Annotated in this window: 21 protein-coding genes; all 21 read right to left on the bottom strand. The window is 70.8% G+C overall.

The annotated features are described in order from the left end of the window. Positions 1–82 precede the first annotated feature (82 nt). The 21 genes from nuoN to GA0070215_RS15035 all read right to left on the bottom strand — a co-directional run bounded on the left by nuoN (position 83) and on the right by GA0070215_RS15035 (position 22,663). Positions 83–1,636 carry an NADH-quinone oxidoreductase subunit NuoN gene (gene nuoN / locus GA0070215_RS15135; RefSeq protein WP_018787799.1) on the bottom strand — a complete coding sequence of 518 codons (1,554 nt, stop codon included), beginning with the start codon at positions 1,634–1,636 and terminating at the stop codon, positions 83–85. Continuing rightward, the gene (locus GA0070215_RS15130; protein WP_018787800.1) at positions 1,633–3,165 is read right to left on the bottom strand and encodes an NADH-quinone oxidoreductase subunit M; all 1,533 of its coding nucleotides are present in this window, start codon (positions 3,163–3,165) and stop codon (positions 1,633–1,635) included. Before GA0070215_RS15130 ends, nuoN begins: the two co-directional genes overlap by 4 nt. Before the next feature lie 64 nt (positions 3,166–3,229). Beyond that, positions 3,230–5,191, bottom strand: coding sequence for an NADH-quinone oxidoreductase subunit L (gene nuoL / locus GA0070215_RS15125; protein WP_091046518.1), 1,962 nt, complete (start codon positions 5,189–5,191; stop codon positions 3,230–3,232). A gap of 7 nt (positions 5,192–5,198) precedes the next feature. Further along, positions 5,199–5,498 (bottom strand): NADH-quinone oxidoreductase subunit NuoK, encoded by a 300-nt coding sequence (gene nuoK / locus GA0070215_RS15120; protein WP_013283611.1) that lies wholly within the window; start codon positions 5,496–5,498, stop codon positions 5,199–5,201. A gap of 55 nt (positions 5,499–5,553) precedes the next feature. Continuing rightward, on the bottom strand, positions 5,554–6,324 hold the full coding sequence (locus tag GA0070215_RS15115; protein WP_018787802.1) for an NADH-quinone oxidoreductase subunit J: 771 nt from the start codon (positions 6,322–6,324) through the stop codon (positions 5,554–5,556). Next, the gene (gene nuoI, locus GA0070215_RS15110) at positions 6,321–6,968 is read right to left on the bottom strand and encodes an NADH-quinone oxidoreductase subunit NuoI (protein WP_018787803.1); all 648 of its coding nucleotides are present in this window, start codon (positions 6,966–6,968) and stop codon (positions 6,321–6,323) included. The genes GA0070215_RS15115 and nuoI overlap by 4 nt, the downstream gene beginning before the upstream one ends. Position 6,969: 1 nt before the next feature. Next, on the bottom strand, positions 6,970–8,325 hold the full coding sequence (nuoH, locus tag GA0070215_RS15105) for an NADH-quinone oxidoreductase subunit NuoH (protein ID WP_018787804.1): 1,356 nt from the start codon (positions 8,323–8,325) through the stop codon (positions 6,970–6,972). Continuing rightward, a complete protein-coding gene (locus GA0070215_RS15100; protein WP_091046513.1) occupies positions 8,322–10,763 on the bottom strand; it encodes an NADH-quinone oxidoreductase subunit G in 2,442 nt (813 codons plus the stop codon). The genes nuoH and GA0070215_RS15100 overlap by 4 nt, the downstream gene beginning before the upstream one ends. Then, a complete protein-coding gene (gene nuoF, locus GA0070215_RS15095) occupies positions 10,763–12,079 on the bottom strand; it encodes an NADH-quinone oxidoreductase subunit NuoF (RefSeq protein WP_018787806.1) in 1,317 nt (438 codons plus the stop codon). The genes GA0070215_RS15100 and nuoF overlap by 1 nt, the downstream gene beginning before the upstream one ends. Further along, positions 12,076–13,242 carry an NADH-quinone oxidoreductase subunit NuoE gene (gene nuoE, locus GA0070215_RS15090; RefSeq protein WP_091046509.1) on the bottom strand — a complete coding sequence of 389 codons (1,167 nt, stop codon included), beginning with the start codon at positions 13,240–13,242 and terminating at the stop codon, positions 12,076–12,078. Before nuoE ends, nuoF begins: the two co-directional genes overlap by 4 nt. Beyond that, positions 13,239–14,564 carry an NADH-quinone oxidoreductase subunit D gene (locus GA0070215_RS15085; protein ID WP_018787808.1) on the bottom strand — a complete coding sequence of 442 codons (1,326 nt, stop codon included), beginning with the start codon at positions 14,562–14,564 and terminating at the stop codon, positions 13,239–13,241. Before GA0070215_RS15085 ends, nuoE begins: the two co-directional genes overlap by 4 nt. Then, positions 14,561–15,295, bottom strand: a complete 735-nt coding sequence (locus tag GA0070215_RS15080; RefSeq protein WP_018787809.1) for an NADH-quinone oxidoreductase subunit C — start codon at positions 15,293–15,295, stop codon at positions 14,561–14,563. Before GA0070215_RS15080 ends, GA0070215_RS15085 begins: the two co-directional genes overlap by 4 nt. Continuing rightward, positions 15,292–15,972, bottom strand: a complete 681-nt coding sequence (locus tag GA0070215_RS15075) for a NuoB/complex I 20 kDa subunit family protein (RefSeq protein ID WP_013283602.1) — start codon at positions 15,970–15,972, stop codon at positions 15,292–15,294. Before GA0070215_RS15075 ends, GA0070215_RS15080 begins: the two co-directional genes overlap by 4 nt. Positions 15,973–15,983: 11 nt before the next feature. Then, complete coding sequence (locus GA0070215_RS15070) at positions 15,984–16,349, bottom strand: NADH-quinone oxidoreductase subunit A (protein WP_013283601.1); 366 nt, start codon at positions 16,347–16,349, stop codon at positions 15,984–15,986. Between the two features lie 132 nt (positions 16,350–16,481). Further along, the gene (locus GA0070215_RS15065; protein WP_026268460.1) at positions 16,482–17,792 is read right to left on the bottom strand and encodes a geranylgeranyl reductase family protein; all 1,311 of its coding nucleotides are present in this window, start codon (positions 17,790–17,792) and stop codon (positions 16,482–16,484) included. A 134-nt stretch (positions 17,793–17,926) separates the two neighbouring features. Continuing rightward, complete coding sequence (locus tag GA0070215_RS15060) at positions 17,927–18,145, bottom strand: hypothetical protein (RefSeq protein ID WP_018787811.1); 219 nt, start codon at positions 18,143–18,145, stop codon at positions 17,927–17,929. Positions 18,146–18,219: 74 nt separating this feature from the next. Beyond that, the gene (locus GA0070215_RS15055) at positions 18,220–18,930 is read right to left on the bottom strand and encodes a demethylmenaquinone methyltransferase (protein WP_091046507.1); all 711 of its coding nucleotides are present in this window, start codon (positions 18,928–18,930) and stop codon (positions 18,220–18,222) included. A 98-nt stretch (positions 18,931–19,028) separates the two neighbouring features. Continuing rightward, on the bottom strand, positions 19,029–20,288 hold the full coding sequence (locus tag GA0070215_RS15050; protein WP_091046503.1) for a cell wall anchor protein: 1,260 nt from the start codon (positions 20,286–20,288) through the stop codon (positions 19,029–19,031). A gap of 425 nt (positions 20,289–20,713) precedes the next feature. Next, entirely contained in the window at positions 20,714–21,904 is a 1,191-nt protein-coding gene (gene mqnC / locus GA0070215_RS15045) for a cyclic dehypoxanthinyl futalosine synthase (protein WP_091046497.1), read from the bottom strand. Between the two features lie 73 nt (positions 21,905–21,977). Then, positions 21,978–22,388 carry a type II toxin-antitoxin system VapC family toxin gene (locus tag GA0070215_RS15040; protein WP_018787815.1) on the bottom strand — a complete coding sequence of 137 codons (411 nt, stop codon included), beginning with the start codon at positions 22,386–22,388 and terminating at the stop codon, positions 21,978–21,980. After that, positions 22,385–22,663 (bottom strand): type II toxin-antitoxin system Phd/YefM family antitoxin, encoded by a 279-nt coding sequence (locus tag GA0070215_RS15035; protein WP_013283593.1) that lies wholly within the window; start codon positions 22,661–22,663, stop codon positions 22,385–22,387. The genes GA0070215_RS15040 and GA0070215_RS15035 overlap by 4 nt, the downstream gene beginning before the upstream one ends.

Below are 22,663 nucleotides of genomic sequence, written 5' to 3'. Positions count from 1 at the left end.
ACCCGTTCGACCTGCTCGTCGACGGGGATACGCCGGGGGCCGGCACGCCACGGCGTACCGGCCCCCGGTGGGATCACCGTTGTCATCTGACGAATTCGGCGGCACCGGTGGTCAGGTCGAGCAGCGGTCCGGGCACCACGCCGAGGACCAGCGTGGCGAGCACGCCGATGACGAGCGCGGCCGACGTGAGCGCGCCCGGCACGGTCACCGTCGGGGTGGACTCGCCCGGCTCGGACAGCCACATCATCACCACGACCCGCAAATACGGGAAGGCCAGCACCATGCTGGTCAGCACGCCGGCGATCACCAGCCACGCCTGGTTCGCCTCCAGGGCCGGGCCGAAGACCGCGAACTTGCTGGTGAAGCCGCTGGTCAGCGGGATACCGGCGAAGGCCAGCAGGATGAACGTGAAGATCGCCGCGAAGAACGGCGAGCGGCGGCCCAGCCCGGCCCAGCGGGACAGGTGGGTGGCCTCCCCGTCGGCGTCGCGGACCAGCGTCACCACGGCGAACGCGGCGAGCACCGAGAAGCCGTACGCGGCCAGGTAGAACATGGTGCCGGAGAGCCCCTCACGGCTCGGCGCCAGCACACCGACGAGCAGGTAGCCGGCGTTCGCGATCGACGAGTACGCCAGCAGGCGCTTGATGTCGGTCTGGGTGACCGCCAGCACCGCGCCGACCAGCATGGTCAGCACCGCGATCGCCCCGAGCACCGGGGTGAAGTCCCAGGAGGCCCCGGCGAACGCGACGTGGAAGACGCGCAGCAGCGCGCCGAACGCCGCGACCTTGGTGCAGGCCGCCATGAAGCCGGTGATCGGGGTCGGCGCACCCTGGTAGACGTCCGGCGTCCAGACGTGGAACGGCGCGGCGGCGGCCTTGAACAGCAGGCCGATGGCGAGCAGCGCCATGCCGGCGAACAGCAGCACCGGGCTGGACGGGGACTCGGTGACCGCGGCGTGCACGGTGGCGAAGTCGACGCCCGCCCCGCGCCCCGGGATCCCGGAGGTGAAGCCGTAGATCAGGGCGACACCGAACAGGAAGAACGCCGAGGCGTACGCGCCGAGCATGAAGTACTTCAGCGCCGCTTCCTGGCTCAGCAGACGCCGGCGGCGGGCCAGCGCGCAGAGCAGGTAGAGCGGCAGCGAGAAGACCTCGAGCGCGATGAACATGGTCAGCAGGTCGTTGGCCGCCACGAAGATCAGCATCCCGCCGATCGCGAACGACATCAGCGGGTAGACCTCGGTGGCGCCACCGACGCCCTCGGCCTGCCGCCGGTCCTCCGCCGACTCGGCGGTGACGGCGGCGTGCGCCACGAAGGCGCCGCCACGCTCCACCGTGCGCTCGCCGACCAGCAGCAACGCCATCACTGCGAGCACCAGGATGGCGCCCTGCAGGAAGAGCGTCGGCCCGTCGATCGCGATGGCACCGCCGACGGTGATCAGCCGGTCGTCGGCGTTCAGGATCACCATGACGATCGCGGCGAGCATCGCCACCAGGGCGAGCCCGAGTTGCACCACGTTGCGCAGGCGACGCGGCACGAACGCCTCGACCAGGACCCCGAGCAGCGCCGCGCCCAGCATGATCAGGATGGGAGCGAGCGCCGCGTAGTCGATCGACGGCAGCTTGAGCTCGGTCATTTTGCGGCCTCCTGGACGCTGCCGACCTCAGGGGCGGGATCGGACTTGCCGACGTCCTGCATGGTCGCCTGGACGGCGGGGTTGATGACATCGGTGACCGGCTTCGGATAGAAGCCGAGCAGCACGATCAGCGCGATCAGCGGCGCGACGACCACCTTCTCGCGCAGGGTGAGGTCGCGGCGCATGCCCTCGACCTCGGTCAGCGCCGGGTTCAGGGTGCCCTGCGTGGTGCGCTGCACCATCCACAGCACGTACGCCGCCGCCAGGATGATGCCGAGCGTGGCGATCACCGCGACCGGCTTGTTGACGGTGAACGTGCCGATCAGCACCAGGAACTCGGAGACGAACGGCGCGGTGCCCGGCAGCGCCAGCGAGGCCAGACCGGCGAAGAAGAGCACACCGGCGAGCACCGGCACCAGCTTCCCCGCACCGCCGAAGTCGCTGATCAGCGCCGAGCCGCGCCGGGCGATCAGCATGCCGACCACGAGGAACAGCAGGCCGGTGGCCAGGCCGTGGTTGAGCATGTAGAGCACCGCGCCGGTGCCGGCCTGAGTGGTGAACGCGAAGATGCCGACGCCGATGAACCCGAAGTGCGCGATCGAGGTGTACGACACCAGGCGCTTCAGGTCGTTCTGGCCGACCGCCAGCAGCGCGGCGTAGATGATGCCGATGACGCCCAGCGCCAGCGCCCACGGTGCGAACCACCGCGACGCCTCCGGGAACAGCGGGAGGCAGTAACGCAGGATGCCGAACGTGCCGACCTTGTCCAGCACGCCGACGAGCAGCGCGGCGGCACCGGCCGGGGCTGCGCCACCGGCGTCCGGCAGCCAGGTGTGGAACGGGAAGAACGGCGCCTTGATGGCGAAGGCGACGAAGAAGCCGAGGAACAGCCAGCGGGCCGTGTCGGTGGCGAACTCCGCCTGGCTCAGCGTCTGCCAGTCGAAGGTCTTCCCGCCGACCACCCAGAGGCCGATCACCGCGGCCAGCATGAACAGACCGCCGACCAGCGAGTAGAGGAAGAACTTCACCGCCGCGTACTGCCGCTGGTGGCCGCCGTAGCTGCCGATCAGAAAGTACATCGGCACCAGCATGACCTCGAAGAACACGTAGAACAGGAAGACGTCGGCGGCGGCGAAGACGCCGATCATCGTGCATTCGAGGACGAGCAGCAGCGCGAAGTACGCGGGCACCGAGCGCTTGGACGCCTCGGCGTCGTGCCAGGACGCCAGGATCACCAGCGGCACCAGGATCGCGATCAGCATCAGCATGACCAGCGCGATGCCGTCCACCTCGAAGGTGAAGTTCACGCCCCAGTTCGGGATCCACGGGTACGACTCGCGGAACTGGAACCGGTCACCACCGGTGGAGAAGGCGAACCACATCACCACCGAGAGCACCAGGACCAGCAGCGACCAGCCGAACGCCACCAGCTTGGCCAGGTCCGGGCGGCTGCGGGGCAGCAGTGCCACCACCAGGGCGCCGACCAGCGGCGCCACGGTCAGCACCGAGAGGAACGGGAAGTTGGACATTATTCGGCCTTACCTCCGTCGTGACTGCGTGGCCCGCCGGCGGGGGCGGCCGCGTTGCTGTCGATCACGCCAGCCACCCCGCCTGCACCGCCAGGAACGCCGCCACCACGAGCAGCGCGCCGGTCAGGATCGAGGTCGCGTACGACCGCACGAAGCCGGTCTGGAGCCGCCGGAGCCGGCCCGAGCCCCCGCCCACGGCGGCGGCCAGGCCGTTGACCAGCCCGTCGACGCCCCGGTTGTCGAGGAACACCAGCGCCCGGGTGAGGAAGATGCCCGGCTTCTCGAAGACCGCCTCGTTGAAGGCGTCCGTGTAGAGGTTCCGGCGAGCGGCGGTGACCACCACGCCGGCCGGCTGCGGCTCGGTGGCCGTACCGGCGCGGAACAGGAACCAGGCCAGCCCGGCGCCCAGCACGGTGACCAGCAGCGACAGCGCGGTGAGCAGCCAGTGCGCCAGCACCGGCGCGTGCTCCCCGCTCTCCGCGGCGAGCCCGTTGGTGGCGCTGAGCCAGTCCGGTACGGAGGTGGCGAGCAGGAAGCCCGCTCCGACCGAGCCGACCGCCAGCAGGATCAGCGGGACGGTCATCAGCTTCGGCGACTCGTGCGGGTGCTCGATGTCCTCGGTCCAGCGCTTCGGGCCGTGGAACGTGAGCACGAACAGCCGCGTCATGTAGAACGCGGTGAGCCCGGCGCCGAGCAGCGCGGCCATGCCGAACAGCCAGGCCGTCCAGCCCTCCCGCTCGAACGCGGCCACGATGATCGGCTCCTTGGAGAAGTAGCCGGAGAACGGGAACATGCCGATGATGGCGAGCCAGCCCATCATGAACGTCAGCCAGGTGACCTTCATGTACTTGGACAGCCCGCCGAAACGGCGGATGTCCACCTGGTCGTTCATGCCGTGCATGACCGAGCCGGCGCCGAGGAACATGTTGGCCTTGAAGAAGCCGTGCGCCAGCAGGTGCACGATGGCCAGCGCGTACGCGCCGCCGCCGAGACCGACGCCGAGGAACATGTAGCCGATCTGGCTCACCGTCGACCAGGCCAGCACGCGCTTGATGTCGTCCTTGGCCGCGCCGATGATGCAGCCCATCAGCAGCGTGAGCGCGCCGACGCTGACCACCACGAGCTGGAGCGTCTCGTTGGCCGAGAAGATCGCGTTGGAGCGGGCGATCAGGTAGACGCCCGCGGTGACCATGGTGGCCGCGTGGATGAGCGCGGACACCGGGGTCGGGCCCTCCATCGCGTCCGGCAACCACGCCTGGAGCGGGAACTGACCGGACTTGCCGGCGGCGCCGAGCAGGAGCAGCAGGCCGAGCACCAGCACGGTGGTCGAGGTCAGCGAACCGACCCCGTTGAACACCTCGTCGTACTGGGTGGTGCCGAGCATCGCGAACATGATGAAGATGCCGATGGCCAGGCCGGCGTCGCCGACCCGGTTCATCAGGAACGCCTTCTTGCCGGCGGTGGCCGCGCTGGGCCGCCCGTACCAGAAGGAGATCAGCAGGTACGACGCCAGGCCGACGCCCTCCCAGCCGAAGTAGAGCATCACGTAGTTGTTGCCGAGCACCAGCAGCAGCATGGCGGCGACGAACAGGTTGAAGTACGCGAAGAACAGTCGCCGGCCCGCGTCGTGCGCCATGTACTCCACGGCGTAGAGGTGGATCAGGAAGCCCACCCCGGTGATCAGCAGGACGAAGACCGCAGCCAGCGGGTCGAAGAGCAGACCGAAGTCCACCCGCAGGTCGCCGACCGCCATGAAGTCCCAGAGGCTCAGCTCGACCTGCTTGTTCTCCAGGCCGCGGAGCTGGAGGAAGTAGGTGAGCCCGAGCACGAAGGCGGCACCGATGGCGCCCACGCCCAGCCAGTGGCCCCAGCGGTCGGCCCGCTTGCCGAGCAGCAGCAGGATCGCCGCGCTGACCAGCGGGATCGCCACCAGCAGCCAGACCGTGCCCAGCATCCCGTCCGCCGTGGCGAAGGTGACGGCTTCGGCTGGCTCAGACTGGGCGATCGTCAGAATCTGTTCCACCACGAGCCCCTCAGTACTTCAGCAGGTTGGCGTCGTCGACGCTGGCCGAGCGCCGGGTCCGGAAGATCGCCATGATGATCGCGAGCCCGACCACGACCTCGGCCGCCGCCACCACCATCACGAAGAACGCCATGATCTGGCCGTTCAGGTCACCGTTGATCCGGCTGAACGTGACCAGGGTCAGGTTGGCCGCGTTGAGCATCAGCTCGATGCACATGAACAGCACGATCGCGTTGCGCCGGACGAGCACGCCCACGGCGCCGATGGTGAACAGCACCGCCGCGAGGATGAGGTAGTAGTCCGGGGTCACGGTGCCAGCCTTTCGTTCGCGACTGCGGGGCTCCGCTTCGCTGCACTCCTCGCGCTCACCGATCAGTCCCCTTCGGTGCGGTCTCCTCGGCCGTCAGCTCACGCACCGGCATGATCTCCGGGATGCTGCGGTCGGTCAGCCGGCCGTCGGGCAGACGGGCCGGGGTGGCCACCGAGGAGGACGTGGCGTAGACACCCGGGCCGGGCTTCGGTCCGGGGTAGTTGCCGGGGCGGAACCGCGCCTTCATGGTGGCGATCTGGTCCATCCGGTCCGCCTTGCGCCGCTCCACGTGCGCCAGCACCATCGCGCCGATGGCGGCGGTGATCAGCAGCGCCGAGGTCAGCTCGAAGGCGAAGACGTACTTGGTGAACAGCAGCCGGGCGATGCCCTGCACGTTGCCCTCGCCGTTGGCCTGGTCGAGCCCGACCGCCTGGACGCCGTCGAGGGCGCGGTAGAGGCCGGTGCCGACCAGGCCGGCGAAGCCGAGCCCGAGGACCACGGCCGCGACCCGCTGGCCGCGCAGCGTCTCGATGAGCGAGTCGGACGCGTCCCGGCCGACGAGCATCAGCACGAACAGGAACAGCATCATGATCGCGCCGGTGTAGACGATGATCTGCACCATGCCGATGAACGGCCCGGCCTGGAGCACGTAGAACACGCCCAGGCAGAGCATGGTCAGCACCAGCCAGAGTGCGGAGTGGACCGCGTTGCGGGCCCACACCATGCCGACCGCCCCGAGCAGGGCCAGCGGCGCGAGGATCCAGAAGGTGACCTCCTCACCCCCGGACACCTGGCCGGCGGCGGCGAGCACCGTTGCCGAGGTCATGCCTTGCCCTCCTTGCCCGCCGCGGCGGCGGAGCGCTGCTCGGCCTGCTCGGCGCCGGGGAAGGTCACACCGGGGTGCTCCTCCACCCGGTACCGGCCGGGGCCCATCGGCGAGCGCTCGGCGCCGGCCGAGGTGCCCGGGTTGGTGAGCGCGCCGACGTAGTAGTCCTTCTCGCTGTCGCCCAGCCGCATCGGGTGCGGCGGCTGCTCCATGCCTTCGAGCAGCGGCGCGAGCAGCTGTTCCTTGGTGAAGATCAGGTCCTGCCGGTTGTCCCGGGCCAGCTCGTACTCGTTGCTCATGGTGAGCGAACGGGTCGGGCAGGCCTCGATGCAGAGCCCGCAGAAGATGCACCGGGCGTAGTTGATCTGGTAGGTGCTGGCGTACCGCTCACCCGGGGAGAAGCGCTGCTCCTCGGTGTTGTCGCCACCCTCCACGTAGATCGCGTCGGCCGGGCAGGCCCAGGCGCACAGCTCGCAGCCGATGCACTTCTCCAGCCCGTCCGGGTGCCGGTTGAGGATGTGCCGCCCGTGGTAGCGCGGCGCCGAGACCGGCGGCTTGAACGGGTAGTCGGTGGTGACGACCTTCTTGAACATGTGCGAGAAGGTGACACCGAAGCCCTTGAACGTTCCGGTGATCGCGCCCACGTCACACCTCCCTGGAGTCCGGGCCGGCGACGACGTTGGCCGGCTCCCGCTCGGCGAGCACGCGCTTCGTACGCGGGCTCGGCGGAACCTGAAGATCCATCGGCGGCAGCGGGAAGCTGCCGTACGGCCGGGTGTCCGCCTGCTCCTGCAGCGACGGCTTCGGCTCCTTCTTCCGCGCCGGCCAGAACAGCGTGGCCAGCAGCAGCACGCCCGCGCCGACGGCGGTGACGAGCAATCGGTCCCGGGCCTGCCAGTCCTCGATCGAGCGCAGCCCGGCGAGCACCATGATCCAGACCAGGTTCAGCGGCAGCAGCACCTTCCAGCCGAACCGCATGAACTGGTCGTACCGGAGCCGGGGCAGCGTGCCGCGCAGCCAGACGAAGACGAACACGAGCATGATGACCTTGCCGAAGAACCACAGCATCGGCCACCAGCCCTCGTTGGCGCCCGACCAGATCGTGATCGGCCACGGGGCGTGCCAGCCGCCAAGGAACAGCGTCACGGTGAACGCCGACATGGTCACCATCGCGACGTACTCGCTGAGCATGAACAGCGCGAACTTCAGCGAGCTGTACTCGGTCTGGAAGCCGGCCACCAGCTCCGACTCCGCCTCGGGCAGGTCGAACGGCGCCCGGTTCGTCTCACCGACGATGGCGATGAAGAACATGATGAAGCTGGGCAGCAGCAGGATCGCGTACCAGCCGGGCGCGGCGAGGTCGAAGCCGCCGATGCTCAGCCGCGTGCCGTCGCCCTGCTGGGCGACGATCCCACTCGTCGACATGGTGCCCGCGGTCATGAAGACAGCGACCACGCTCAGGCCCATGGTGACCTCGTACGAGACCAGCTGGGCCGCCGAGCGCAGACCGCCGAGCAGCGGGTAGGTGGAGCCGCTGGCCCAGCCGCCGAGCACGATGCCGTACACGGCGAGCGAGGAGAAGGCCAACACCACCAGCACCGCCACCGACACGTCGGTGACCTGGAGCGGCGTGCGGTGCCCGAAGATGCTCACCATCGGCCCGAACGGGATCACCGACAGCGCGGTGACCGCGCAGACCACGGAGATCACCGGAGCGAAGAAGTAGACGACCTTGTCGGCCTTGCGCGGGAGGATGTCCTCCTTGAAGGCCAGCTTCACGCCGTCGGCGAGCGTCTGGAGCAGACCGAACGGGCCGGCCTGGTTGGGGCCGGGCCGCACCGCCATGCGGCCCACGACCCGGCGTTCGAACCAGACGCCGAGCAGCGTGGCCGCCACGGCGACGACGAACGCGAACAGGATCTTGCCGAGGACCAGCCACCACGGGTCCTTGCCGAAGTCGGCAAGCGTCGGGTCCTGCGCCGCGAGGATGACGGGATTCACTGCACCCACCTTTCGTTCCCGACTGCGGAGACGCTCACCACGTCGCCGGACGTCGCGCCGAGGCCGCGCCGCACGGTGGAGCCGGGTGAGTTGGTCGGCAGCCAGACGACGCCGTCGGGCATCTCGGTGATCGCCGCCGGCAGCGTGATCGCGCCGCGGTCGGTGCCCACCGTGACCGGGTCACCGTCGGCGACGCCCACCGCTTCGGCGGTGCCCTTGCCGAGCCGGACCACCGGCGGGCGGGCGGTGCCGGCGAGGTGCTCGTCGCCGTCGGTGAGGCTGCCCAGGTCGATCAGCTGGTGCCAGGTGGCGAGCACTGCCTCGCCCGGTCCGGGCTGCCGCACGGCGGCCGGCTCGACCGAGGGGGCCGACGGGCGCTCGACCCGGGTACGCGGCAGCGCGCCCAGCTCGCGGCGGACGGCCGGCACGTCGCCGGTGCCGAGCCGCACGTCGAGCTGCGCGGCGATCGCGTCGAGGATCCGGGCGTCGGTCATCGCGCCGGTGTCCAGCACCTTCTCGAACGTGCGCAGCCGGCCCTCCCAGTCCAGGAAGCTGCCGGACTTCTCGACCACCGGCGCGACCGGCAGGACCACGTCGGCGCGGCGGGACACCGCGCTCATCCGCAGTTCCAGGCTGACCAGGAACGGCACCGCGTCGAGGGCCGCCTCGGCCAGGCGCGGGTCGGCCAGGTCGGCCGGGTCGACGCCGGCCACCACCAGGGCGCCGAGCCGGCCGTTCGCGGCGGCGGTGAGGATTCCGTCGGTGTCGCGGCCGGCCTGGCTCGGGATCACCCCGGCCGGGATGTCCCACGCCTCGCCCAGCTCCGCGCGCGCGGCCGGCTCGGTGACGACCCGGCCGCCGGGGAGCAGGTTCGGCAGGCAGCCCGCGTCGACAGCGCCACGGTCACCCGCGCGCCGCGGCACCCAGACCAGCCGGGCACCGGTACGCCGGGCGACGTCCGCCGCCGCCGACAGCCCGCCCGGCACCTCGGCCAGGCGCTCGCCGACGATCAGGATCGCGCCGGGCCGGCCCAGCGCCTCGGCCACCGTGGCGTGCTCGGCCAGCACGCCGGCCTCCTCGCCGGGCACCACCCGGGCCAGCTTCGCCCCGAGCTTCTCCAGGCCGCGGGTGGCGAACGGCGCGAGCGCGTACACGGTGAGCTTCTTCTTCAGGTACGCCTTGCGCAGCCGCAGGAAGAGGATCGGGCACTCCTCCTCCGGCTCCAGGCCGACCAGCACCACGGCGGGCGCGTTCTCCACGTCCGTGTAGGTCACGTCGGTGACCCCGGCGACGCTGCTGGCCAGGAAGTCGGCCTCCTCGCGGGAGACCGGGCGGGCCCGGAAGTCGATGTCGTTGGTGTGCAGCGCGACCCGGGCGAACTTCGCGTACGCGTAGGCGTCCTCGACGGTGAGCCGGCCGCCGGTCAGCACCGCCGTGCCGGTCGCGCCGTCGCGGGCCGCGCGCAGCCCCTCGGCGGCCCGGGTCAGCGCCTCGCTCCAGGACGCCTCGCGCAGGTCACCGGTCTTCTCGTCGCGCACCATCGGGGTGCTGATCCGGTCGAACGCGCGGGTGTACTGGAAGCCCCAGCGGCCCTTGTCGCAGTTCCACTCCTCGTTCACCGCCGGGTCGTCGCCGGCCAGCCGGCGCAGCACCTTGCCGCGCCGCCAGTCGGTGCGCTGCGCGCAGCCGGCGGAGCAGTGCTCGCAGACGCTGGGCGTGGAGACCAGGTCGAACGGGCGGGCCCGGAACCGGTACTGCGCGCCGGTGAGCGCGCCCACCGGGCAGATCTGCACGGTGTTGCCGGAGAAGTACGAGTTGAACGGGACGTCCCCCTCGTCGCCCTCCTCGCCGTACGCGTCGTCCCGGTAGATGTTGATCTCCTCGTGCGAGGAGCGTCCCATCAGGTCGATGAACTTGTCCCCGGCGATCTCCTCGGAGAACCGGGTGCACCGCTGGCAGAGCACGCAACGCTCGCGGTCGAGCAGCACCTGGGTGCTGATCGGCAGCGGCTTCGGGTACTCCCGCTTGTGCTCGTGGAACCGCGAGTCCGTCCGGCCGGTGGACATCGCCTGGTTCTGCAGCGGGCACTCGCCGCCCTTGTCACACATCGGGCAGTCCAGGGGGTGGTTGAGGAGCAGCAGCTCCATCACCCCCTCCTGGGCCTTCTTGGCGACCGGGGAGGTGAGCTGCGTGCGCACCACCATGCCGTCGGCGACGGTCTGGGTGCAGGAGGCGACCGGCTTGCGCTGGCCCTCCACCTCCACCAGGCACTGCCGGCAGGCGCCGGCCGGGGCCAGCAGCGGGTGGTCGCAGAAGCGCGGGATCTCGGTGCCGAGCTGCTCGGCGACGCGGATCAGCAGCGCGCCCTTGGGCGCGGTGACCTCGACGCCGTCGATGGTCAGCGTGACGGTCTCGGTCTGCTTGGCTACGTCGGTCATTAGTGGGCTCCCACCAGCTGCTTGTCCGACAGCTTCGGCGCGGTACGTCCCTCGATGTAGTCGAGGTAGTCCTGCTTGAAGTACTTCAGCGACGAGGTCACCGAGCTGGTCGCGCCGTCACCCAGACCGCAGAACGAGCGGCCGAGGATGTTGTCGCAGGTGTCGAGCAGGGTGTCCAGGTCCTCGTGGGTGCCCTGGCCGGACAGGATGCGCCGGTAGACCCGGACCATCCAGTAGTTGCCCTCCCGGCACGGGGTGCACTTGCCGCACGACTCGTGGTGGTAGAACTCCAGCCACCGGTAGGTCGCGTACACCGGGCAGTCCTGGTCGGAGAAGATCTGCGTGGCGGTGGTGCCCAGGATCGAGCCGGCCCCCGCCACCCCCTCGAAGTCCAGCGGCACGTCCAGGTGCTCGGCGGTCAGCAGCGGCGTCGACGAGCCACCCGGGGTCCAGAACTTCAGGTTGTGCCCGGGCTTCATGCCGCCGGCCAGCTCGATCAGCTCGCGCAACGTGATGCCCATCGAGCACTCGTACTGGCCGGGGTCGGCGATCCGGCCGGACAGCGAGTAGATCATCGGTCCGGACGACTTCTCCGTGCCCATCGTCTTCCACCAGTCCGCGCCACCGAGCACGATGTACGGCACGCTGGCGATGGTGCCGACGTTGTTGACCACGGTCGGGCTGGCGTACAGGCCGTGGGTCGCCGGGAACGGGGGGCGCAGCCGGGGCTGACCCCGGAAACCCTCCAGCGAGTCCAGCAGCGCGGTCTCCTCACCGCAGATGTACGCCCCGGCGCCTGAGTGCACCACCAGCTCCAGGTCGAATCCCGAGCCGAGGACGTTCCGGCCGAGATAACCCTTGGCGTACGCCTCGGCGACCGCGCTGCGCAGCCGCCGGGCGGCGTGCACCGCCTCGCCGCGGATGTAGATGTACGCCCGGTTGGCCCGGATCGCGTACGAGGCGATGATGACGCCCTCGACCAGCGAGTGCGGGTCGTGGGTCATCAGCGGCAGGTCCTTGCAGGTGCCCGGCTCGCCCTCGTCGGCGTTCACCACGAGATAATGCGGCTTCCCGTCGCCCTGCGGGATGAAGCCCCACTTGAGACCGGTCGGGAAGCCCGCGCCGCCCCGGCCGCGCAGTCCGGAGTCCTTGATCAGCTGGATCAGGTCGTCCGGGTGCGCCTTGAGCGCCTTACGCAGGGCGGCGTAGCCGTCCAGCTTCTCGTAGGTGCCGAGCCGCCACGCGTCCGGCGACAGCCAGCGCTTGGTCAGCACCGGCGTGAGCTTGGCCAGCGTCTCCGGCCGAGGAGTGGTCACTTCCGGACCCCCGATCCGTTCGCGTCCGCCGGGTCGGCGCCGTCCGCGCCCGTACCGGACTCCGCTTCCTTGAGGTTGCGCTCCTGCGCGCCGGCCGCGTCGCCGGCGGGCTTGCCGTCGCCGGCCGGCGGGTTCGCCGCCACGCCGGCCGCCTCCGCCGCCCGCGCGTCGCGGGACGCCGGGGCCGGGCCGTCCACCGGGACCTTGGTGCCGGGCGCGTCCGGCACCGGGGTGCTCGCGTCCGGCTGCCGGGTCTCCGCGGTACGCACCTGCGGCGACTTGTCGTCCGGTGCCTTCACGTCCGGCGCGGTGCTGCCCGTGGCCGCCTCCGGCTTGGCCTGCTCGGCGGTCTTGGCCGGCTCGGCGGTCTTGGCCGGCTCGGCGGTCTTGGCCGGCTCGGCGGTCTTGGCCGGCTCGGGCGCGGGGGCCGGCTTCGTGGCCTCGGCCTTCGCCTTCGCCTCGGCGGCGTCCCGGTCGGCCTCGGCCTTGCTGCGGATCGGGGTCTTCGGGTCGAAGCCCGGCACCGAGACGCCGTGCTGCTCGGCCAGGCGCAGGCCGCGCAGGCTCGGCTCGCCCGGCCCGCCGTCGGCCACCGCGCCGTCGCGCTCGTCGGCGAAACCGGCGAGCTGGACCGCCATCTCCTTGAGCGTGCACAGCCGCGCCCCGCGGGTCGGCATCGGCCGGCCGCCGGCGCGCAGCTCCTCGACCACGTCGAGCGCGGCCTGCGGCTCCACGTTGTCGAAGAAGTCGTAGTTGACTGTCATCACCGGGCCGTAGTCGCACGCCGCCAGGCACTCGGCGTGCTCCAGGGTGATCCTCCCGTCGGCGGTGGTCTCCTCGTGCCCCACGCCGAGGTGCTCGGCGAGGGTGTCGTAGACCTTCTGCCCGCCGAGCACGTCGCACATGGTGTTTGTGCAGACGCTCACCAGGTAGTCACCGGTGGGCTTGCGCTTGTACATGGTGTAGAAGGTGGCGACGGCGCCGACCTGGGCCTTGTTGAGCCCGAGCACCTCGGCGCAGAACTCGACGCCGGCCGGGGACACGTAGCCCTCCTCGGACTGGACCAGGTGCAGCAGCGGCAGCAGCGCCGAGCGGGACCGGTCCGCCGGGTACCGGGCGATGATCTCCCGGGCCCGGGCGCGAGTCGTTTCGGAAAAGCTCATCGGTCACAACCACCCATCACGGGGTCCAGCGAGGCGCCGCCGGCGATCACGTCGGCGATCAGGCCGCCCTCGGCCATCGCCGGGAGGGCCTGGAGGTTGACGAAGCTCGGCTCCCGGTAGTGCACCCGGTAGGGCCGGGTGCCGCCGTCGGACACCGCGTGCACGCCCAGCTCGCCACGGGGCGACTCGATGCCGACGTACACCTGGCCCGGCGGAACCCGGAAACCCTCGGTGACGAGCTTGAAGTGGTGGATCAGCGACTCCATCGACTGACCCATGATCTTCGCGACGTGCTCCAGCGAGTTGCCCATGCCGTCCACGCCGATGGCCAGCTGCGCCGGCCAGGCGATCTTCTTGTCGGACACCATCACCGGGCCGGGCTTCAGGCGGTCCAGCGCCTGCTCGATCAGCTTCAGCGACTCGCGGATCTCCGCCACCCGGACCAGGTAGCGGCCCCACACGTCACCGTCGGTGTGGGTCGGCACGTCGAACTCGTACGTCTCGTACCCGCAGTACGGCATGGTCTTGCGCAGGTCCCAGGCGAGGCCCGCGGACCGCAGCACCGGGCCGGTGACGCCGAGCGCCATGCAGGCGGTCACGTCGAGCACCGCCACGTGCTGCGTACGCTCCAGCCAGATCGGCTGGCCGGACAGCAGGTTCTCGTACTCCTTGAGCCGCTTCGGCATCAGCGTGAGGAAGTCACGGATCTTGCGGATCGCGTCGTCCGGCACGTCCTGCGCCACGCCGCCCGGCCGCACGTACGCGTGGTTCATCCGCAGGCCGGTGATGGTCTCGAAGATGTCGAGGACGTACTCCCGCTCGCGGAAGCCGTACAACATCATGTTGATCGCGCCCAGCTCCATGGCGGTGGTCGCCAGCCAGACCAGGTGCGACGAGACGCGGTTGAGCTCCATCATCAGCACACGGATGGTGGTGGCCCGCTCGGTGATGTCGTCGGTGATCCCGAGCAGCTTCTCCACCGCGAGCGCGTACGCCGTCTCGTTGAACAGCGGCGAGAGGTAGTCCATCCGGGTCACGAACGTCGAGCCCTGGACCCAGTTGCGGTACTCCAGGTTCTTCTCGATGCCGGTGTGCAGGTAGCCGACGACCGAGCGGGCCTCGCGGACCGTCTCGCCCTCCAGCTCCAGGACCAGCCGCAGCACGCCGTGGGTGGACGGGTGCTGCGGACCCATGTTGACGACGATCCGCTCGTCGTTGATCGGGTCCGTGCCGGAGACGACCTCGTCCCAGTCCCCACCGGTGACGGTGAAGACCTTGCCCTCGGTCGTCTCGCGCTCGGTCGCGTAGTTCGACGTGGTCATTGGTAGGACCTCCTACGGTCCGGCGGGGGGATCTCCGCACCCTTGTACTCGACGGGGACGCCGCCCAGCGGGTAGTCCTTGCGCTGCGGGTACCCCTCCCAGTCGTCCGGCATGAGGATCCGGGTCAGGGCGGGGTGGCCGTCGAAGACGACGCCGAACATGTCGTACGCCTCCCGCTCCTGCCAGTCGGCGGTCGGGTAGACGGCGGTGACGCTCGGGACGTGCGGCTGTTCGGCGGAGACCGCCACCTCCAGCCGGACCATGCGCCGGTAGGTCATCGAGGTGAGCTGGTAGACCACGTGCAGGCGGCGCTCCGCACCCAGGTAGTCCACGCCGGACAGCGAGGAGAGCAGCTCGAAGCGCAGCGCGAGGTCGTCGCGCATCACCTGGCAGACCTCGGCGATCCGCTCCGGGCGGACGTGCAGGGTCAGCTCGCCCCGGTCGACCACGACCTTCTCGATCGCGTCGCCGAAGTCCGGGTACGCCTCCTCCAGCGCGTCCCGCACCTCGTCGAAGTAGCTCCCGTACGGCCGGGCCGCCTCCTCGATCGGCTTTCGCGGGCGGACCAGGCCGCCGTAGCCGGAGACGTCACCGGTGCCCTGGTTGCCGAACATGCCCCGGCCGGCCGGGCTGGCCGGCGGGTACTCCGCCGGGGCGGTCGAGCTGGCGCCGGCCGGGGTGGTGGGTACCGGCACCCCGCCGTCGTTGGTCTTGTCGTTCGGAGTGGTCATTTCGGGCCCCTATGCGACGCCTGGAGGTGGTTCTGCGCCTTCATCCAGTTCTCGATCCGCAGCTGCTCCTCGCGCCCCTCGCGGACCGCCTTCGTCCACTCGGCACGCCGGGCCTTGTCGCTGCGGTACGACGACGGCATCGAGCCGTACGGCACCACCGGCACGTCACCGCGCGCCTGGCGGGCCTCCAGCATCTTGCGGCCGTTCGGGCCCAGCGGCTCGTGCATGATCTTCTCGCGCAGCTTGAGCACCGCGTCGATGAGCATCTCCGGCCGGGGCGGGCAGCCGGGGAGGTACATGTCGACCGGGACCACGTGGTCGACGCCCTGCACGATGGCGTAGTTGTTGAACATGCCGCCGCTGCTGGCGCAGACGCCCATCGAGATGACCCAGCGGGGCTCGGCCATCTGGTCGTAGATCTGGCGCAGGACCGGGGCCATCTTCTGGCTCACCCGGCCGGCCACGATCATCAGGTCCGCCTGGCGGGGCGAGGCGCGGAAGACCTCCATGCCCCAGCGGCCCATGTCGTAGTGCGGGCCACCCGCCGCCATCATCTCGATGGCGCAGCAGGCCAGACCGAACGTGGCGCCCCAGACCGAGGTCTTCCGGGTCCAGTTGACCAGCTTCTCGACGCTGGTGAGCAGGACGCCGGAGGGGAGTTTCTCCTCGATGCCCATCTGCTACCTCCTCAGTCCCAGTCCAGGCCGCCGCGCCGCCAGACGTAGGCGTATGCGACGAAGACCGCGACGATGAACAGGACCATCTCCACGAAGCCGAAGATCGGCAGAGCGTCGAAGGAGACCGCCCAGGGGTAGAGGAAGATGATCTCGATGTCGAAGACGATGAAGAGCATCGCCGTCAGGTAGAACTTGATCGGGAACCGGCCGCCGCCGACCGGCTGCGGGCTCGGCTCGATGCCACACTCGTACGCCTCGAGCTTGGCCTTGTTCAGACGCCGCGGACCGGCGAGTCGGGCAGCGGCCACGGAGAACAGCGCGAACGCCGCAGCGAGGGCGAACAGCCCGATGATGGGTGCGTAAGGAGAGAGCGTCATCGTTGTCCCCTGCTCGTCCTTCCCTGACCTCGGTGGTTGGCCAAAATCACACTATTCACGTCCCTCACGACCTCGGTCGGCGGGGTCGATCTCTGTCCGGCCCGTGGGCGTCCGGCCTCGGGCCGTCGTCTCCTACACGGCCGGGGCCACCTTCGTCATCGCGTTGATGACCCGGTCCATCGCGTCCCCGCCGCGCGGGTCGGTCAGGTTGGCCAGCAGCTTGAGCACGAACCGCATGAGCATCGGGTGCGGCATGCCGTGCTTGGTCGCCATCCGCATGATCTCGGGGCGGCCGATGAGCTTCACGAAGACGCCGCCGAGCCGGTAGTAGCCGCCGAAGCGGGCCTTCAGCTCCTGCGGGTACGCCATCAGCGCCCGCTCCCGCTCCGCGCCGGCCGGGCGGGCGAGTGCCTGCACCACGACCTCCGCGGCCATCTCGCCCGACTCCATCGCGTACGCGATGCCCTCGCCGTTGAACGGGTTGACCATGCCGCCGGAGTCGCCGACGAGCAGCACGCCGCGGGTGTAGTGCGGTACCCGGTTGAAGCCCATCGGCAGCGCGGCGCCGAGGATCGGACCCTCCGCGTTGGACTCGTCGGTCATCCCCCAGTCCTCGGGGGTGTTCGCGAGCCAGTCGGTGAGCAGCTTGCGGTAGTTCGTCTTGCCGAACGCCGAGGAGGAGTTCAGCACGCCCAGCCCGACGTTCACCCGGCCGTCGCCGAGGCCGAAGATCCAGCCGTACCCGGGCAGCAGCGCGTCGCTGCCCTTGGCCCGCAGCTCCAGCCAGGACTCCAGGTAGTCGTCGTCGTGCTTGGCGGGCGAGCGGTAGTAGCGGCGGACGGCCACGCCGATCGGGCGGTCCTCCCGCTTGGCCAGCCCGAGGGCGAGCGGGAAGCGGCCGGAGACACCGTCGGCGGCGACCACGAGCGGCGCGTGGAACGTGGCGGGTTCCCTGTCCGGGCCGACCTCGGCCTGCACGCCGACGACCCGGTCGTCGACGCCGAGCACCGGCCCGAGGACGTTGACGCTGGTGCGCAACTTCGCCCCGGCGGCGACCGCCCGCTGGACGAGCAGGTCGTCGAAGTCGAGCCGGGTCCGCACCAGGCCGTAGTTGGGGAAGCTGGCCAGGTCGGGCCAGTCCAGTTCCAGGCGTACTCCGCCGCCGATCACCCGCAGGCCCCGATTGACCTGCCAGCCGTCCTCGGCGGCGGCAGCGCCGGCACTGTCGCCGGTCGCTGCGCTCCCGCCGACGACGCCCATCCGGATCAGCTGCCGCACGGCCCGGGGCGTGAGCCCGTCACCGCAGACCTTCTCCCGGGGAAATTCAGTCTTCTCCAGCAGCAGCACGCGTACGCCGTGCCGCGCCAGGTGGTACGCCGTGGCCGATCCTCCGGGACCGGCGCCCACGACGATGACGTCGGCGTCGTTCTCCACCGCGGTCATCCGCGCCTCCTCCCGCATGCTCGTGAAATGCTTCACAAGCCGATCCGGTTGGAGTCTATGACCGGCGTTACACCAGTACGCGCTGAGGGGGGCCTAACTTCGCGGAAACGCGCCGGTAGGGGCGTCGAGACCGGTCAGGGGCGCGCCTGCGCGGCCGGTCCGAGTCCGGCGTCGAGCCGGATGGTTTCGGGCAGATGGTCGCGCAACGCCCCACCCGCGGCCCGGTCCAGCGCGGCGAGCACCTCGGCGACGACCTGCCGGACGTCGGCGGGATCCGCGCCGGCCAGCTCGCGGAGCTGCGCGATCAGCTCGGCGGCGTCGTCGTCGGTGGCGGCCTGGTCTGGTCCGGTCATGGAGGCGAGCCTACGGGGCAAAGTAGACCGAAACCGGATATTCACGAAATGACCAGATACCGCTGACCGGACGGTCAGTTTCGGACGGCCCGGTGCAGCGCCACGACGCCGCCGGTCAGGTTGCGCCAGGCCACCCGGCCCCAGCCGGCCGCGCCGATCCGCGCGGCCAGCGCCGCCTGGTCCGGCCAGGCCCGGATCGACTCCGCCAGATAGACGTAGGCGTCCGGGTTGCTCGACACCGCGCGCGCCACCGCCGGCAACGACCGCATCAGGTACGACAGGTAGACGGTACGGAACGCCGGATTGACCGGCGTGCTGAACTCGCAGACCACCAGCCGCCCGCCCGGCCGGGTCACCCGCGCCAGCTCGGCCAGCGCCGCGTCGGTGTCGTTGACGTTGCGCAGCGCGAAGGAGATGGTCACCGCGTCGAAACTGGCGTCGGCGAACGGCAGCCGCAGCGCGTCCCCGGCCAGCAACGGCACCGACGGCCGGGTGCGCTTGCCGGCTTGCAGCATGCCCAGCGACAGGTCCGCGCCCACCGCGTACGCCCCGGAGTGGGCCAGTTCCTCGGTCGACACACCAGTGCCGGCGCCCACGTCGAGCACCCGCTCGCCCGGCCGCAGCCCGAGCGCCGCCCGGGTGGCCCGCCGCCAGGACCGGTCCTGCCCGAACGAGAGCACGGTGTTCGTCAGGTCGTAGCGGGCGGCGACGCCGTCGAACATCGCGGCGACTTCGTGCGGCTGCTTGTCCAGGCTGGCGCGCTGGCCCTGCGGGGTACGGCTCACCCCTCCACTCTGCCAGCCACGCCGCCCCCGCCTGCCCCCGGGTACGCGACCGGGCGAGGTGGTCACCCACCCCGCCCTGGTCGCGTACCCGGTCCCGGTCAGTCGCCGGTGCGCTCCGCACCCGGGGCCACCAGGACCACCTTGCGGCGGCGGGAGAGCATCATCAGCGCCGCGCCGGCCGCGAGCACCGCCGCGCCGATGCCGCCGATCAGGCCGACCTGCGTACCGGTCACCGGCAGGCCGCCGTCGCCGGTGCCGCCACCCGCGCCACCACCGGCGGTCGGGGTCGGCACCGCCGTCGCGTCACCGGTCGGGGTCGGCTGGGCGGTCGGAGTCGAGGTCGGTCCGGCGGTCGGCGTCGGGCTCGGCGTCGACTGCGGGCTCTGGTCGACGAAGACGTCGAACTGGGCGGTGTTGTCACTGTCGTCGGCCTCGGCGAACGCGCGCCGCTGCGCCGAGCTGGCGGCCCGCGGCTCCTCCTCCGGCGTGCCGGTGGCGCCGTCCAGGCCGGCGGCCCAGACGAAGCCCGGCCGGAGCAGCTTCTCGGTCACGTCCGCGCCGACAGTCACCCGGACGTCGGCGGTGTAGTACTGACCGGGCTTGAGCACCGCGCCCAGGTCCTCGCAGTACGCGTTGGCGAAGCCGCCCAGGTCCTGCGCGACGCAGCCGTCGGGCAGCTTGGCGAAGGTGACGCCGGCCGGCAGCGTGATCCCGTAGCCGATGCCGGTGGCGCGCTTGCTGCCGTCGTTGAACACGACCCAGTCCAGCGGCGCGGTCTCGCCCGGCCGGACCGGGCGCAGGCCCGCCTCGTCGGCGTCGTCGCCGTCCACGGTCACGCCGGCGTACACGTCCTGGACCCACGTGGTGAGGTCGTAGCCGCGCTCGGTGACGGTGATGTCGTGGTCGACCGTGTCCAGCACGCCGGTGCCGTTCGCCGCGCTGATCGAGACCGTGAGCGTGCCCGCCGCGCCCTTGCCGCCGGTGGAGAACAGCGGGATGCCGAAGTCCTCAGTGGTGCCGGCGGGCAGGTCGCCCAACAGGCAGGAGAAGGCGGTGCCGCTGATGTCGCAGCCCTTCGGGACCAGCACGCCGACCTTGGCGGTCTTGAGGCCCTTCGTCTCGACGGTGACCCGGACGTCCTTCGCGTCGACGGTCCCGACGGTGTTGTTCACCTGGAACTTGAACGGCTTGGCCTTGGCCTCGCTGACGCCCTTGGCGAGCTGGTAGCTGAGCGGGATGAGCTGGACGTCGGCCTTCTCGGCCGCCTGCGCCGGGCCGGCGAGCGCGCCGAGACCGGCGGTGGAGAGCAGGGCCGCCACGCCGGCGCTGGCCAGCGTGGACCGGTAGCGGAAGGTCATTGTTCCCCCGGGGGTAGGGACGCGTGATCAGGTACCGAACGAACGGACGGTACCGGAGCGACGCGTCGCCACGCCACCGCCCGGCGGCGGGAATTCCGATCGACCCCGGCAGACGGCAGGGGCGGGATGGTCACCCATCCCGCCCCTGCCGCGGTGCGTTATGTGGACGGCCCTCATGGGCCGATGGAGGACGACGGTCCGACGAACGCCGCAAGCGTAATGGCGTCGCCAGCTCATTGGGCGGTGCTCAACCAGGTCGCCGCCGACCTGTTACCTGCCTGCTCGGGGCCCGGATCGGTGGTGTCGCGCGGGCAGGCTAGCCGCCGGTGATCACGCGGGTGAAGAGCCCCGGCCGAAGCTCCACCGGAAACGGGCGGAGCTCCGGCCGCACGACGGTCCCCGACCGGCCGAACGGCCGAACCCGGTCAGTTGACCTCGACCAGCGGCAGCGACTTCCCGGCACCGCCGCCGGGCAGGGCGATCGACGAGAAGTGCGAGACCACCCGCTCGTCGCTCGGGTCGTCGGCGGGCGTGTGGTGCACCGCGAGCCGGTTGTAGAGCGTGTCCCGCTGGGCCGGGATCCGGTCGGCGGACCGGATCATGCCGATCAGCTCGTGCAGGTTGGACCGGTGCCGGGCGCCGGCCGAGGAGATGACGTTCTCCTCCAGCATGATCGAGCCGAGGTCGTCCACGCCCATGTGCAACGCGAGCTGCCCGACGTCCTTGCCGGTCGTCAGCCAGGACGCCTGAAGGTGCGGCACCGTCTCGAAGAACAGCCGGGCCACCGCGACCAGGCGGAGGTATTCCAGCGTGGTCGCCTGGGTGCGGCCCTTGAGGTGGTTGTTCTCCGGCTGGTACGTCCACGGGATGAAGGCCCGGAAGCCGCCGGTACGGTCCTGCACGTCGCGGATCATCCGCAGGTGCTCGATGCGCTCGGCGTTCGTCTCGCCGGTGCCCATCATCATGGTGGCCGTCGACTCCAGGCCCTGCCGGTGCGCCAGCTCCATGACCTCCAGCCAGCGGGCGCCGGACTCCTTCAGCGGCGCGATCGCCCTACGCGGCCGGTCCGGCAGCATCTCGGCACCGGCACCGGCGATCGAGTCCAGGCCGGCGGCCTTGATCCGGGCGATGGCCTCGTCCAGGCTCACGCCGGAGACCTTCGCCATGTGCAGGATCTCGCTCGGGCCGATCGAGTGGATGGCGAGCTGCGGGTACGCCTTCTTGACCGAGGAGAACAGCTCCTCGTAGTACTCGACGCCGTAGTCCGGGTGGTGCCCGCCCTGGAGCATGACCTGGGTGGCGCCCAGCTCGACCGCCTCGCCGCAGCGGCGCAGGATCTCCTCGGTCGGGTGGGTCCAGCCCTCCTTGTGCCTGGGGGCCCGGTAGAACGCGCAGAACTTGCACGCCGTCACGCAGACGTTCGTGTAGTTGATGTTGCGATCGATCAGGTACGTGACGATGTTGTCCGGGTAGCGGCGCCGCCGAACCGCGTCGGCCGCCTCGCCAAGCGCGTGGAAGGGCGCGTCGGTGTAGAGCAGCAGCGCCTCCTCGGGCGTGATCCGCCCGCCGTCCGCGCCGCGTTGCAGGATGTCGTCGATCTCCCGGTTCGCCGTCACATCCCCGAGCGTACGTCGCGGGCCCGACGGCGGGAAACGCCACTCCTCACCCGGTGACGAGAGACCCACCCGGTCAGGGCATGCCGGGACTGGCCACCGGCAGCCCGATCGCCTTGGCCGCCTCCAGCAGCCGCTTGTCGTACGTGACGAACGCGACGAACTCCGCCGCCGCCTGCCGGGCCAGGATCTCGGCGGTGGCGAGGTGGACCGCGTCCAGGCTGCGCAGCATCGGCTCCGGATACGCGCCCGCTGTCGCCCGGACCGTGGCGTCGATCTCGACCCGGTAGAGACGCCCCAGCACCGAGGGGACACCCACCAGCGCCTGTGGAGCGGCACGGCGCAACGCCCGTGGCACCTCCACCTCGACGAGAGCCGACGACACCAGAGCGGTGCCGGCGCGCTCGTTCAGCCAGCCGAGCAGATCCGGCGTCTCCGCCTCCCGCCGCAGCATCTTGATGACCGCTGCCGAGTCGAGATAGATCACCAGCGCTCCTCGTCGCGCGCCTCGACCAGCGCGGCCGCCGCGTCCACCGTGGGATCCCCGAGCACCGGCGGCATCGGGACCGGACCGGTCGTGGTCGGGGCCGTGGCCCGGCCCTCGGCCACCAACCGGCCGAGGAGCGCGTCGCCGGCCAGCACCGGGACCAGGCGGGCGATCGGCTCACCCCGATCGGTCACCTCGACCGTCTCACCGGCGCGCACCCGCGCCAGCACCCGGCTGGTGTGCTGGTTCAGCTCCCGGACGGCGATCTGCTCCAT

The organism is Micromonospora marina (genome assembly GCF_900091565.1).
Taxonomy (GTDB): Bacteria; Actinomycetota; Actinomycetes; order Mycobacteriales; family Micromonosporaceae; genus Micromonospora; species Micromonospora marina.
Note: the sequence above shows the minus strand (reverse complement) of the source record. Positions and strands in the feature narration are given on the sequence as shown.